General features: G+C 59.9%; 12 protein-coding genes. 3 read left to right on the top strand and 9 right to left on the bottom strand.

Going from position 1 to position 13,128, the window contains the following annotated elements; translation table 11 throughout:
• Window positions 1–101 precede the first annotated feature (101 nt).
• The 4 genes from J7394_RS13410 to J7394_RS13395 all read right to left on the bottom strand — a co-directional run bounded on the left by J7394_RS13410 (window position 102) and on the right by J7394_RS13395 (window position 5,279).
• Window positions 102–1,760, bottom strand: a complete 1,659-nt coding sequence (locus J7394_RS13410) for a hypothetical protein (protein ID WP_209253701.1) — start codon at window positions 1,758–1,760, stop codon at window positions 102–104.
• Window positions 1,761–1,821: 61 nt separating this feature from the next.
• Complete coding sequence (locus J7394_RS13405; protein ID WP_209253699.1) at window positions 1,822–3,030, bottom strand: multidrug effflux MFS transporter; 1,209 nt, start codon at window positions 3,028–3,030, stop codon at window positions 1,822–1,824.
• 78 nt (window positions 3,031–3,108) lie between these two features.
• Window positions 3,109–3,765 (bottom strand): DsbA family oxidoreductase, encoded by a 657-nt coding sequence (locus tag J7394_RS13400; RefSeq protein WP_209253697.1) that lies wholly within the window; start codon window positions 3,763–3,765, stop codon window positions 3,109–3,111.
• Window positions 3,765–5,279 carry a class I adenylate-forming enzyme family protein gene (locus tag J7394_RS13395; RefSeq protein ID WP_209253695.1) on the bottom strand — a complete coding sequence of 505 codons (1,515 nt, stop codon included), beginning with the start codon at window positions 5,277–5,279 and terminating at the stop codon, window positions 3,765–3,767. The genes J7394_RS13400 and J7394_RS13395 overlap by 1 nt, the downstream gene beginning before the upstream one ends.
• A 65-nt stretch (window positions 5,280–5,344) precedes the next feature.
• On the opposite strand from J7394_RS13395, the gene J7394_RS13390 reads away from it, so the two are divergent.
• Window positions 5,345–5,968, top strand: a complete 624-nt coding sequence (locus tag J7394_RS13390) for a helix-turn-helix domain-containing protein (protein ID WP_170373845.1) — start codon at window positions 5,345–5,347, stop codon at window positions 5,966–5,968.
• A gap of 2 nt (window positions 5,969–5,970) precedes the next feature.
• Here J7394_RS13390 and J7394_RS13385 read toward each other — a convergent pair whose 3' ends face one another.
• A complete protein-coding gene (locus tag J7394_RS13385; protein WP_170458509.1) occupies window positions 5,971–6,192 on the bottom strand; it encodes a hypothetical protein in 222 nt (73 codons plus the stop codon).
• 296 nt (window positions 6,193–6,488) lie between these two features.
• Window positions 6,489–8,303, bottom strand: a complete 1,815-nt coding sequence (locus J7394_RS13380) for an extracellular solute-binding protein (RefSeq protein ID WP_209253693.1) — start codon at window positions 8,301–8,303, stop codon at window positions 6,489–6,491.
• A 285-nt stretch (window positions 8,304–8,588) separates the two neighbouring features.
• On the opposite strand from J7394_RS13380, the gene J7394_RS13375 reads away from it, so the two are divergent.
• Window positions 8,589–9,362 carry a 3-hydroxybutyrate dehydrogenase gene (locus J7394_RS13375; protein ID WP_170486911.1) on the top strand — a complete coding sequence of 258 codons (774 nt, stop codon included), beginning with the start codon at window positions 8,589–8,591 and terminating at the stop codon, window positions 9,360–9,362.
• Window positions 9,363–9,426: 64 nt separating this feature from the next.
• Entirely contained in the window at window positions 9,427–10,452 is a 1,026-nt protein-coding gene (locus tag J7394_RS13370) for a patatin-like phospholipase family protein (RefSeq protein WP_371812011.1), read from the top strand.
• Here the strand turns inward: J7394_RS13370 and J7394_RS13365 are convergent.
• The 3 genes from J7394_RS13365 to J7394_RS13355 all read right to left on the bottom strand — a co-directional run bounded on the left by J7394_RS13365 (window position 10,432) and on the right by J7394_RS13355 (window position 12,996).
• Window positions 10,432–11,130: a DUF502 domain-containing protein gene (locus J7394_RS13365; protein WP_209253691.1), complete on the bottom strand. Its 699-nt coding sequence runs from the start codon at window positions 11,128–11,130 to the stop codon at window positions 10,432–10,434. The two genes, J7394_RS13370 and J7394_RS13365, sit on opposite strands and share 21 nt — an antisense overlap.
• Before the next feature lie 64 nt (window positions 11,131–11,194).
• Window positions 11,195–12,106: a pseudouridine-5'-phosphate glycosidase gene (locus tag J7394_RS13360; RefSeq protein WP_209253690.1), complete on the bottom strand. Its 912-nt coding sequence runs from the start codon at window positions 12,104–12,106 to the stop codon at window positions 11,195–11,197.
• Window positions 12,103–12,996 carry a PfkB family carbohydrate kinase gene (locus tag J7394_RS13355; RefSeq protein ID WP_209253689.1) on the bottom strand — a complete coding sequence of 298 codons (894 nt, stop codon included), beginning with the start codon at window positions 12,994–12,996 and terminating at the stop codon, window positions 12,103–12,105. The genes J7394_RS13360 and J7394_RS13355 overlap by 4 nt, the downstream gene beginning before the upstream one ends.
• Between the last annotated feature and the right edge of the window lie 132 nt (window positions 12,997–13,128).

Genomic DNA, 13,128 nt, shown 5'->3' with positions numbered 1-13,128 from the left:
AGCCGCGACTCCCCCGGGATATTTATAGCCAGATGAAGCATGGGATCCGGACTTCATCTGGCTAAAAATACCTCCGCCGGAGGCATCGCGCGCAGCGCGATTCAGCTCTGCATGGCAGACTGGGCGCAGAAACAGGATGCAGCGACTGCGCGGTCGGCCCTTGCCAGGGCCAAATCCAGCCTCTGTTTGATCTGAGGTAGCTCAATCGTATCGTCGCGTGCTTTCAGGCAATCGTGCAGGCCCTTCAGACTCCAGATATTGTCCGGATGTATCGAGGCGCGGCTGAGGGTTCCGTCAAGGCCCAGATCTTCTCGGTAGACGGCTTCCGCCTCGGTCAAATGGCCCTGTTCGAACAGCAGCGCGCCCAACGCGTGGCGGGTGGGTTGCATCCATCCCCAAGGCTCGTCGTAGGGCAAGGTGTCGTCCAATTCGACAGATCGGCGCAGGTGGGCGAAGGCGAGATCGAAGTTTTCCTTTCGGTATTCGATCTCACCGCGCAGCATTTCGGTCGCGATCTCCAGCAGGTCGATGACGCGGTTGTTGTGCAATCGTCGAGCCTCGGGCACTCGGGCCTTGGCTTTGTGGAACAGTTGCTCCTCGGCTTCGGCGTTGGGCACATCGCCGGTCGCGGCGAAAGCAAGCGCGCGGGCGTAGTGGGTGGTTGCCGTCAGCGTGCGGTACAGGTCGGGGTCTTCGGGCAGCACCAGCGCTTTTGCCTCTTCCCATCGGCCAAAGCGGATCAGGATGTGGGGCCCCATGGACATGTAGCTTTCAAAGAAATCCGCCATGGGTGGGCTCTCGATGCGCAACATCTCTTCGGGTGTCGTGTCCCAGATACCTTGATTGGCCCGCAGGGTCGGTTCGATCTGACCCAGAAACATCGCGCCGTAGATAGTGAAATGATAGTCGTGCTGGCGGTAGCCGGTGTAGATGTTGAACGCCCCTTCACGCTCATAATACTTCAGGTCCGCTTCCGAGGCTTTCTGGTTCCAATGCACCACGTTCTGATAGTGGCCGCAGAGGATATCTATATGCGTTGGCATATGCACAAGGTGGCCTGCATCGGGGACCAGAGTGCGTAGGATATCGCCCGCTTTGAGGGCCTTTTCGGGTGTTGGTGACATCTCCATCAGGTGGACATAAAGGTGCAGAAGGCCGGGATGAGACATAGCGTCGGGGTCGTTCTGCATGGCCCACTCCAGCGCCTCTTGCGCCTCAAGCGTGGCGGCCCCGTCGGCGGGTTGACCTGTTGACAGGTCCCACATTTGCCACGGCGTCAGGTTAAGCAGCGCTTCGACATAGATTGTGCGCAGGTCCAGATGGTCGGGCTGAGCCTGGAAGGCCGCGCGCATTGCGTCGGCAAAATCATAGTCCCAATCATGCATGCCCTCGGTTGTGTCGCGCTGCGGATAGCGGGACGGCAGGGCGTGGATCAGAGCCTTTTCAACCTCGGTACAGCCATCGGTTAGGCTCAGCGCCTTTTGCGTGGCGTCAAAGGCCTTTGTCAGTGCTTTTTGCCGTCCCCGGTCGTCTTGCAGATCCCAGGGCAGGTTGTAGTTCGGGCCGGCTGCGTAGGCGACGCCCCAATGCGCCATGGCGCAGGTTGGGTCATGTTCGGCTGCTTTCTCAAAGCAGGCGACGGCCTCGTCATGGTTGTAGCCATAGGTCCAGACCAGCCCTCGGTCAAACCAGAGTTGGGCTTCAGCGGATGCTGTCGAAACAGGGCAGGAATAGGTGCCCAGATCGTAGTACTCACTCATAACTGACCCTCCGCCATGTTGGTCGGTACAGCGTAGCGCGTTTGATCCGGGCTGAAAATCCTCAGGCGAGCAGTCTGTTTTCGATGCGCCCCATGTGGATCATCAGGCCGAAGGCCAGGATACACATGGTCAGAATGCCGGTGGTCAAAGGCACGATTGACCCGTCGAACAGCAGACCGACCGGGGCGGCAATGGCCGCGGCGAGCACAGTCGAGACCGATCCGATGACAGAGGCCGCCATTCCGGCGATATGCCCCATCGGCTCCATCGCGATGGCGTTCAGGTTGCCCATGGTCACACCGGCCATAAAGAATACGGTGGTTTGCCAGGCAACAAACAGGCCAAATGAGGCGTCGGGCGACAGCGGGAAGGAATTGGTCACGATGACCAACGCCGTGATGCCAATCTGCGCCCCCAGCGCCCATGTTACCATGCGGCGCATGCCGACGCGTACGACGAGCGCCGCATTCAATACGCTGGCTGAACCGGACATCAGAGCGACGAACCCGAACCAGAACGGAAAGCTCTCCGCCCGGTCGTGGATTACGTCATAGACGGGCTGAACCATGGTCAGCATGGTGAACAAAATCCCCATGCACAGGGTTTGTACCATGATCGACAGACGCACGGTTGGATGGGCGAACATCTCTTTCGTTGCGGCGACCATTAGCGGCAGACGGAAGGGGCGACGGTTCTCGACAGCCAGCGACTCGGGCAGGCGGGTTCCCATCCAGACGCAAACAATCAGCGCGAACAGAATGAAAGACACAAAGATACCGCGCCAGCCGAACAGGGCGATTACTCCGGCCCCCAATAATGGCGCCACGGCAGGCACGAGGGTGAACAGCAGCATGGCGATTGAGACGATACGCGCCATGATCCGGCCCGAGTACAAATCGCGGATGACCGCCATGGCCACAACGCGAGGACCCGCAGCGCCCAGCCCCTGCGCCACACGGGCGGCCAAAACCAGCTCGAGCGAGGAACTGGCCCAGGCCACGGCCGAGGCAGCAATATAAAGCGCGACACCACAATAGATGACCGGTTTGCGGCCAAACGCATCCGACAAAGGGCCAGTAAAGAACGTCCCAATCCCCATCCCAAGCACGAAAGACGTCAGGATCAGCTGTGCGCGATTGACGTCATCCGGGCTGAGCTGCGCGCCGATCTCGGGCAGGGCGGGCAGCATCGAGTCGATCGAAAAAGCGATGGTCGAGAACATCATTGCGATCAGCGCAATGAACTCTCCACGAGACATGCGGTTGGTCATGGGGACTCCTTACCTGATTGCGCTATCACGGCAGATCAGGTTGCGCCAGACCGGAATTTCGCACAGACCTCTGTGCTTCTATGCAGAGGAGGCCTCAAGTTGAGACATTATTTCTCCGATCACTTTCTCCCACATTTCAGGAGGTTGCGCGCCCGGAACGGCATGTTGGTTGGCAACAATGAAGGTAGGGACCGAGCTGACGCCCATCTCGCGTGAGTGGGTGTCACGGTTGCGGATATCCTCGCGGTCGGCGTCAGATTTCAGCAATTTCATTACCACCGCTGCGTCCATACCAGCGCTATCAGCGATGTCGGAGAGGACCTCCGGGTCGCCGATATCGCGCGCTTGAACGAAGTAAGCGTCGAACAGAGCATCGACAACGGCGTTCTGCTTGCCCTCGATCCCGGCCCAGTGGATCAGGCGATGTGCGTCCAGCGTGTTCGGCGTGCGCTTCATCCCCTCGAAGTCGATCTTGAGGCCTGCATTCTCGGCATGTTCGACCACGGGCGCATAGGCGCGCACCGCACCGTCCTTGCCGCCGAATTTCCGCTCCAGATATTCGCGCCGATCCATGCCCGCGTCTGGCATATCGGGGTTCAACTGGAATGGGTGCCACTCGATCACAAACGGGTGGTCCGGCACCGTTGCCAAGGCTTTGTCCAGATGGGTTTTGCCGATGTAGCACCACGGGCAGATCGGATCGGACAGGATATCAAGCTTGACGGTCTGGGTCATCAGTTGGACGCCTTGAAATAGGCCGGCAACGCGCGGCGCAGGAGTTTGCCGTTGCCGCCGGTTGGCAACTCGGGAAGGTGAACGAAGGCGCGCGGCTGTTTGTAGCGCGCCAGATTGGCTTGGACATAGGCGTGCAGAGCGTCTTCGTCCAGTCTATCTGGGCCGGAGTAGAAGGCCGCTATCACAAATGTGTCCTGTTTAACCTCGACGGCTGCGGCCCCGACCTGAGTAATGCCGGGATAGCGGGACAGGACGGATTCGACCTCAACCGGCGAGACGCGGTAGCCGCCCGCGTTCATCATGTCATCGTCGCGCCCCAGATAGGTGATCTGCCCATCGACGGCCATGGCGCCCTGATCGCCGGTCAGGAACCAGTCGCCTTGCAGTCGAGAGGCGGCCTCTTCGGGGGCGTTCAGGTAGGTCAGCATCAGGCCGGGGTCAGAGCGGTGAATGGCGATGGTCCCTTCGCTCCCTTGCGGCACGGGTCCCTGCGGCCCAAGGATCGCGACGCGGCGGCCCGGTTGCGGCTGTCCGAGGGAATCTCCACGCGCAGGATGGGTCGGGCTGGACGAGATGAAGGTCGAACATTCGGACATGCCAAACGCTTCGTAAAGCTCCGTGCCAGTGGCCGTTTCCCACTGGGTATACAGGGACCGAGACAGCTTTTCCCCGGCGCACAGACCGTGGCGCAGATCGGGCAGCTCGATCCGATCCGTACCGGACAGCATCTTGCGAAAAACGCCGGGCGCCGCGGCAAAGATCGTCGCGCGGTTCTGGCGCAGCATTTGCGGTAATTGAGACATATCGGTGCCGGGTTCAGGGATCAGGGCCGAGGCTCCGATCGTCCAGGGATCCATAAGCCCGGTGCCCAGCGTATAGGTCCAGTTGAACGCACCCGCGTGGCACAGGCGGTCCTTCTCAGTCAGACCGTACCAGCCATCGACCATCATCTGACGCGCCCAGATCGCACGGTGAGCATGGGCGACCGCGCGGGGCTTGCCCGAGGTGCCCGAGGTATAGACCACATAGGCCAGACGCTCGGGGTCGCCCATTTCGAACGATGCGGGCGTTAGGTCATGCATGGCGATCAGGTCATCCAGATGGATCTGATTGGGGTGCTCGGCACAAGCCACAGAGGGGTCGCGCAAGATGGCGGCGGGCGAAAGCTCCGCAATGATCCGTGCGGTTTCCGGTTCGGTCAGTTGCGATGAGGTCGGAACGGGCACGATGCCGACGGCGATAGCCCCAAGATAGGCGATGGGAAATTCGACGGTGTTTCCAAGACGCATCAGCACGATGTCCCCGGGGTGCAGTCCGGCCTGCAAAAGGCCCTGACCCGTTCCCAGAACGGCGGCTTTCAATGCGCGATAGCTCCAGTCTTCGGACCCGTTTCGGCGCAACACGGACAGGGCCGTTTTATCAGCCAACTCATCCGCCTTACCCAGCACATGAGCGGCCAGATTAAACGGGGTCGGGCAGGGCGTCGGTGGCCCCTGATCGAAGATTGAAAGCATGGCAACTGGCTAACCCGGCCCATGGCGCGTTGCAAGCGCGGCTTGTGCGCCCTATAGACGAAGTCATGAGTACCCAAGATCCCAAATCCCTGATCCGCATTGCCCGCGACGCAGGCGAACACACGGAACCCGAGCCTTTGGACCTGGGCGCCCGCGTGCGTGAATTGCGCAAGGCGCGCAACTGGACGCTGGAGCAGGCGGCCTCGCAGGCCGGGCTGGCGCGTTCGACGCTGAGCAAAATCGAAAACGGTCAGATGTCGCCCACTTATGACGCGCTGAAGAAGCTGGCCATCGGGTTGGAGATCTCGGTGCCTCAACTCTTCACCCCGCCGCAGCGCGAACAGGTGATTGGCCGTATGGCCGTGACACGGTCAGGCGAGGGCGCTGCACACGCCACTGCCACCTATGAGCATGAGCTGCTGGCCGAAACCCTGACCAAAAAGCAGATGCTGCCCTATCGCGCTCGCGTCCGCGCCCGTTCGATGGATGAGTTTGAAGGTTGGGTGCGTCATGACGGGGAGGAGTTCATGTACGTGCTGACCGGCGTCGTGCGGTTGTACACCGAATTCTACGAACCTGTTGAGATGCGCCGGGGCGACAGCGCCTACTACGACGGGAGCATGGGGCATAATGTGATTTCGGTTAGCGATGAGGATGCGACCATCCTCTGGGTGACATCACTCGCCTAGGGTCAGTTCAATTCGCGGTTCAGCGATTCCGTGAACAAAAAATCCTCGACCTCTTCGTGGGCTTCATTGACGGTCAGGTGGTGGCGTTCGGCCAGATAGGCTTCGAACTGTTTGCGATCCTTGCCGACGCGCGGCATATCCTGGTCCCTCAGGTTGGGAAAACGGCGTTTCGCGCGGGCGTAGCACGCGTTCCAGTCTTGTGTCAGATCGGTCCAGTTCAGCATCTGCGAGCTTTCCTTCTTCGGGTTTCAGGACGGCTCTCCCCTGTGAACAGCGTACGGACGAGTTGACGCAGCGGAAGACATGACAAGATGTCGCACCCCAGGCCGGATCAAAATTATGCCGATCAGAGTCAGGTTTGCGCGGTGGGTTTGGTGCAAAATGCGGTCGAGCGTCCATATATAGGGACGCTTTGTGATATGAGCGCATTATTTTGCGTGCCGCGGAATGTGCCAGTTTTTGCCGATCACCACGTGCATAAGGTGTCAGTTCCGGTGCATCACACCCTAAGCGCACCGTTCTAGTCTGCGTACCACCAGACTTCGGGCATGTATTGCGGGCCATCGCCATAGATCGGTAGGGTTTCCGGGTATTTCAGCGCACTGACATGGGCGATGCGGCCGACATCGAAGCTCCAGATCGGGATCACGTATCGGCCCGCCGTCAGAACGCGGTCGAGGGCGCGGGTGGCGGCCACGAAATCCTCGCGACTTTCCGAAGCCAGCATGGCGTCGATCATCCCGTCCACAGCCGGTGACGCGACGCCCATCAGGTTGCGCGTGCCTGGCGCATCGGCGGCCTCGCTGCCCCAATAGAGGCGCTGTTCATTGCCCGGAGACAGGGACAGGGCGCGGCGGAACGGGGTCATATCGAAATCCAGCTCAGACACACGTCCGGTATATTGGGCATTGTCGACACGTTCGGTCGTGACCTTAATGCCCAGACGTTCCAACGCACGGGTGTAGATCTCGATCGCTGTCTGCATCTCACCATCGCCCTGTTGCAGCAGAACGGTGATCTGGAACGACTCACCCGCTGCATTGCGCAGTACGCCGTCCTGTATGGTCCAGCCAGCCTCGGCCAGCAGTTTTGCCGCTTGCCGCAGGTTCGCGCGATTGCGGGCCGAGCCGTCGCCCTCTGGTGGGGCGTAGCCTTCAAGCGTTCCAGGGATCAGGTCTGCGCTATAGGGCGCCAGCAGTTCCGCAACGCGACCAGTCGCCGGTCCCGGTTGCATCGCCAGATCCGAGCCTGAGAAATAGGATGAGATCCGCGACTGCGCACCGCCGGTGATTGTGTCGTTGATGAATTCGAAGTTGAAGGCTAGCATCAGGGCTTCCCGCACGCGCCAGTCGTCGAACGGGGCTTTGCGGGTGTTCATCACCAGCCCGGTCATACCCGAAGGCTTGCCATGCGGGATCTCGGTCTTGATCACATCGCCACGTTGAACGGCGGGGAAGCTGTACTGCGTGTCCCATTTGTCGGCGTTGAACTCACGCACGGCCGAAAGCTCTCCGGCTTTGAAGGCTTCGAACAGAACGGTGGCATCGCCGTAGAATTCGATCCGGATGTCATCGAAATTCATCGTGCCACGGCGAAACGGAACATCAGCGCCCCAATAATCCGGATTGCGACGCAGGTTCACGTAGCGACCGGCCTCGTAATCTTTGACCACATAGGGTCCGCTGCCAACTGGAACGTCGTGCAGCTGCGCGTCGGCAAAATTCTTCCCCTCCCATTGGGCTTTCTGAAGGATAGGACGTAGCCCCACGATCAATGCAAGTTCGCGGTCAGCCTCTTTAAAGCTGATCCGGACCGAACGCGGGCCGGTCTGTTCGATACTGTCGATCTTGGACCACAACCCGCGATAGCGCAGATGCCCTTCGGTCCCGAGGGTCTGGAAAGACCAGATCACATCGTCAACTGTGACCGGAGTGCCATCGGAGAATCGAGCCTCGTCCCGGAGGGCAAATTCCACCCAAGAGCGGTCTGGCGCAGTCTCAACCGATTCGGCTAACAGCCCGTAAAGAGTGAAAGGTTCGTCCCAGGAGCGGCCCATCAAGCTCTCGTGGGTCCAAAATCTTAACTGCCACGGAGGGGTGCCTTTTTGCACAAACGGGTTCAAACTGTTAAAGCCGCCGGTATTTCCGAAAACGACTTTGCCGCCTTTGGGCGCCTCTGGGTTCGCATAGGGTAGAGACACAAAATCCGGTGGTAAGGCCGGGTCGCCGTACATAGCTATGCCATGAGTCGATTCTGCTTGTGCCAAAGAGGACGCAAAAAGCAGGGCGATTCCCGCTGCCAAACCACGAAGCGGGTGTGAAAAATACGGGCTCATTTTGGAAACAATCCTGCTCTGGCCTTATTTTGTTGGGATTCATCGTAGCGATGATTTTTCTTGTTTTCAAACTTTTAGCTTGGACGAAAGCGCAGAATTGCTTATAAAGGTCTCACTGCTCGATAGGTTTCTTGCCTGTATGAAACCTGCCTCAATAACTTAACGCCCGCTTCGTGCGGGCGTTTTTTTGGCAGATTTGCAGCCACTCATTCTGCAGTTCCCCGTTTTCTTTGCAGGTGCAGCATGGCACTCTGCGTGGCAGGTGAACTCAGAGGAAATGCAGTTATGAGCCTTTCGGGAAAAACGGCAATCATCACGGGATCAAATTCGGGCATCGGTCTGGGCATCGCGCGCGAGCTGGCGAAGGCCGGGGCGGATGTGGTTCTGAACTCGTTCACGGATCGGGATGAAGATCACGCGTTGGCCGCAGAGATTTCGAAAGAGACGGGTACCAACGCGCGCTACATTCAGGCCGATATGTCCAAAGGGGATGAATGCCGCGCCCTGATCGAGAAGGCGGGCTCCTGCGATATTCTGGTGAACAATGCGGGTATTCAGCATGTGTCCCCGATTGACCAGTTCCCGATCGACAAATGGGACGCGATCATTGCGATCAATATGAATTCAGCCTTCCACACGACCGCAGCCGCTTTGCCGTTGATGCGCGCGAGTGGGTGGGGGCGCGTCGTGAACATCGCCTCAGCCCATGGTTTGACAGCCTCTCCGTTTAAAGCGGCCTATGTGGCGGCTAAGCATGGCGTTGTTGGCATGACCAAGGCCGTCGCGTTGGAAACCGCGCAAGAGCCGATCACATGCAATGCGGTTTGTCCGGGCTATGTGCTGACACCTCTGGTCGAGGCGCAGATCCCCGACACGATGAAGGAATACAACATGAGCCGTGAGGACGTGATCAAGAACGTCATGTTGGAGCGGCAACCGTCCAAGGAGTTCGCCACGGTCGAGCAACTGGGTGGTACGGTTCAGTTCCTCTGCTCGGATGCGGCGGCGCAGATCACAGGAACGACGATCTCGGTCGATGGGGGCTGGACGGCTTTGTGAGGTTTCATGGGGGCTCTGCCCCCATACCCCCGAGGTATTTTTGAACAGAAGAAGGGTTGGGGACGTGAAGCAGATCAATCTTGCCTTGCAGGGTGGTGGAGCGCATGGGGCGTTCACCTGGGGTGTTCTCGACCGGCTTTTGGATGAAGAGGATATCGAGGTCGCGGCGATCACCGGAACCTCGGCCGGGGCTTTAAACGGGGCTGCGTTCAAGTCCGGCATGGTTGCAAATGGGCGCGCGGGCGCGCGGGCGCGGCTTGACGGGTTGTGGAAACGCATGGGGGCCCTTGGCGATATGCGTATGGCCAACTGGTTTCGCGGCCTTGAACCTGCGAACATCGCGCAGGCGATGGAGTATTCGCTGCCTTACTCCATAGGCGATGCGTGGTCGCGGATGGTGTCTCCCTATGCCTATGGCCCTTTCTATTCGAACCCGCTGGAATCTGTTGTGGATCGGTTCAACTTTGATGAGGTTTGTGCTGATCAAGGGCCACGTCTGTTTGTGTGCGCCACCTGCGTGCGCAGCGGCAAGATCCGTGTGTTTACGGGCGATGAGATCTCGACCAATGCGATTTTGGCCTCGGCCTGTTTGCCTACTCTGTTCAAAGCGGTTGAGATTTACGACCCCGAAACCGACAGGACCGAGGCCTATTGGGATGGCGGCTATACCGGCAACCCGGCGCTGTACCCGTTGTTCGAGGACGACCTGCCGGATGATGTGGTGGTCGTGAATATCAACCCTCTGGAACGGGACGAGTTGCCGGTTACGCCTCAGCAAATCCAGAACCGGATCAATGAGATCAGCTTTAACTCATCCCTGTTCCGCGAGTTGCGAGCGATCAATTTCGTTCAGCGGCTGCTGGAAGAGGGTAAGTTGAAAGCCGGTGAGATGAGCCGCGTGTTGGTTCACATGATTGCGGACAATGAGCTGATGAACAGCTTGTCCGTGGCAACCAAAACGGTGCCCAATCCGGTGATCCTGCACAAGTTGAAGCACGCGGGTCGCGACGCGGCAGATGGGTTTCTGGCACGTCACAAGGATGATCTTGGGCAGCACAGTACCGTCGATCTACCCGCAATGTTTGGCTGATTTCTCTGGCGGCTGCGTCGGATCTTTTTCGTTTGGATAGACAAGACCGGCCGAGATCACGAGCTTTGCGGCCTCTTCAATCGACATATCCAGTAGGATCACATCTTCTTCTGGGAAGAACAGCAGAAAGCCGGATGTTGGGTTGGGCGTTGTGGGGATGAAGATGCTTAGGAGGTTGCCGCCGGTTTCGGCGCGGGTGCTGACCTCACCCCTTGCTGTGGTCGATACGAACCCGATGGCCCAGATGCCACGCCGCGGATACTGCACGAGGCAGGCTTTCTCGAAAGAGCGCTCGGTCTGCGCGAACACCGTCTCCGAGATCTGTTTGATCCCGGAATAGATCGAACGGACGATCGGCATCCGATCGACGAGGCTCTCGGTGAACGAGATGAAGGACCGGCCCAAGATGCCTTTGGCGACCCAGCCGACCAGAATGGTGAACACCAGGAAGATGATGACCCCGACGCCGCGCAGGTTGATGCCCACATATTCTTCGGGGCGGAACTGCTGTGGCACCAGCGGTAGAACGGCGCTGTCGATCCAGCCCACGACGGACCAGATCAGCCAGATTGTCAGCCAGACAGGTGCAATGACAACGATACCCGTCAGAAAAGAACCGCGCAGGCGCGAGAACAGGCCGGGGCGGCGGTGGGGCTCTTCGTCAAACGGTGTGTTCATGACTGGTCCGAGTGGTTTGCAAAACTACCTAAGCAGTCCGAAGCGCCGGTGCAATAGGGCAGGTTTACGCGCCGTTTACCAGTGCCTTAGCGATATTCGCCGCCAATCGCGCGTTGTTGCGCACCAGGGCGATGTTTGCGGTGAGGGAGCGGCCCTCGGTCTTTTCAAAGATCCGCTGCAGCAGATAGGGCGTGACGGCCTTGCCGGTGATCCGATGGGCATCGGCATCCGCCTGGGCTGAGGCGATGATTGGGGCCAGTTCCTCGGCCGGGATCTGGTCTGCGGTCGGGATCGGGTTCGCGACCAGCTGACCGCCCGGCAGACCCAGCGCGCGGCGCGTCGCATGAGCCTTGGCGATGGCCTCGGCGCTGTCCATACGCAACGGTGCGGCATAGGGGGATTTCGCGGACCAGAAGGCGGGAAAGGCGTCCTGACCATAGGCGATGACCGGAACGCCCAGCGTTTCCAGCACCTCAAGCGTTTTTGCCAGATCGAGGATCGCTTTGGCACCCGCCGCCACAACCGTTACCGGGGTTTGGCCCAGCTCATGCAGGTCGGCTGAGATGTCAAACGTGGTCTCGGCCCCCTGATGGACGCCTCCGATCCCGCCGGTCGCAAACACCTCGATCCCCGCATATTGCGCGGCGATCATTGTTGCGGCCACTGTTGTGGCTCCGGTCCCGCCGGTCGAGATGCACGCCGCCATATCCGCGCGCGAGATTTTCGCAACACCCTGAGCCTGGCCCAAGGCCTGCAGCTGGTTGGGTTCAAGGCCCACATGCAGCACGCCTTCGATCACGGCCATGGTGGCTGGCACAGCTCCGGCATCGCAGATGTCCTGTTCCACCTGTGCGGCGACCTCAACGTTCTGAGGGTAGGGCATGCCGTGGGTAATGATGGTGCTTTCCAGCGCCACGATGGGGTGGCCTGCGTCTTTCGCGGCGCGGACCTCGGCAGAGTAGTGGATAGGGATCACAGCGGAGTTTCTCCTGAAACGTAGGTTGCAGCGGCGTGGAGCGCGCGGGTCAAAGCCGTTTGCACGTCGGCGCCGTCTGATTCTGAAGCGATATGGGCGGCCATGAACGTGTCACCAGCGCCGGTCACGCGGGTCACAAGCACGGACGGAGGTGTCTGGGTCAGAACGCCCGAGGCTGAGCCCACGGTGGCCGAATTGCCGCCATCGGTGACGAGAACGCGCAGCGCGCCCCGGTCCAGCAGGCCTTTGGCGGCGGATTCGGAATCGGTAAACTCGCGCTGGCACAGCAGGCCAGCCTCCTCGAGGTTCACATAAAGCGTCGCGCGGGCGTGTTTGAGGAAGGGCAGTAGACGTTCAGCCTTGCCAGGCGAGGCCGGTGCAACCCGCAGGTCCGCCTTGGCGAAGGCGGGGCTTTGCGCGATTTCTTCCAGCAAGTCCAGCGTCAGGTTGCCGTCCAGCGCAATGGGTCCTTCGAACGGTGTGTTCTCATAGCCCAGCGGTCCGTGCATCAACGGGCGAAGGATTTTCGCCCCCGAAGCCTCAAGTGAGTGGGCGTCAGCGATGGCCGCTATCAGGCCATTGGCTCCTTCGACGGCCATGTAGCGATCGGTCGGCAAGTCTTGCGAGCGGTAGATATGGTCGGTGACCATGCCCAGCCGGGCGCAGGCATGGACAAGCTCATCACCTTCCGGGTCGCGGCCAATGGCGGTCAGCAGGGTTGGGGTCATGCCAAACCGCACCAGCGTCATGGCGATGTTCATGGCGACGCCGCCGGGTAGGCGGGTGATCCGCCCAGGCACGTCCGATCCTTGCCGCATGGCACTGGCCGAGCGTCCGATCACGTCCCACAGGACCGAGCCGATACACAGGATTTCGCTGTTTTGAGTCATGGTGCTGTCATGCCGCAGCGCTGAGGGCCGTGCAAGCCAGAACGTCAGCGATAATAGCGATAAGGCCTCTGTGATCTCGCCCGCAGTTGTTTCGACTTGCGATCCGATGCGTTCGGCGGGACACTCGATGTG

This window comes from Ruegeria sp. R13_0, from assembly GCF_017743995.1.
Classification (GTDB): Bacteria; Pseudomonadota; Alphaproteobacteria; order Rhodobacterales; family Rhodobacteraceae; genus Ruegeria.
This window is presented reverse-complemented; position numbering and strand designations above follow the sequence as displayed.

Excerpts from the sequence above, each read along its gene's own strand:
- J7394_RS13410 (WP_209253701.1), bottom strand. The coding sequence starts at position 1,760 with ATGAGTGAGTACTACGATCTGGGCACCTATTCCTGCCCTGTTTCGACA.
- J7394_RS13400 (WP_209253697.1), bottom strand. The coding sequence starts at position 3,765 with ATGACCCAGACCGTCAAGCTTGATATCCTGTCCGATCCGATCTGCCCG.
- J7394_RS13375 (WP_170486911.1), top strand. The coding sequence starts at position 8,589 with ATGAGCCTTTCGGGAAAAACGGCAATCATCACGGGATCAAATTCGGGC.
- J7394_RS13385 (WP_170458509.1), bottom strand. The coding sequence starts at position 6,192 with ATGCTGAACTGGACCGATCTGACACAAGACTGGAACGCGTGCTACGCC.
- J7394_RS13365 (WP_209253691.1), bottom strand. The coding sequence starts at position 11,130 with ATGAACACACCGTTTGACGAAGAGCCCCACCGCCGCCCCGGCCTGTTC.
- J7394_RS13395 (WP_209253695.1), bottom strand. The coding sequence starts at position 5,279 with ATGCTTTCAATCTTCGATCAGGGGCCACCGACGCCCTGCCCGACCCCG.
- J7394_RS13355 (WP_209253689.1), bottom strand. The coding sequence starts at position 12,996 with ATGACTCAAAACAGCGAAATCCTGTGTATCGGCTCGGTCCTGTGGGAC.
- J7394_RS13380 (WP_209253693.1), bottom strand. The coding sequence starts at position 8,303 with ATGAGCCCGTATTTTTCACACCCGCTTCGTGGTTTGGCAGCGGGAATC.
- J7394_RS13405 (WP_209253699.1), bottom strand. The coding sequence starts at position 3,030 with ATGACCAACCGCATGTCTCGTGGAGAGTTCATTGCGCTGATCGCAATG.
- J7394_RS13390 (WP_170373845.1), top strand. The coding sequence starts at position 5,345 with ATGAGTACCCAAGATCCCAAATCCCTGATCCGCATTGCCCGCGACGCA.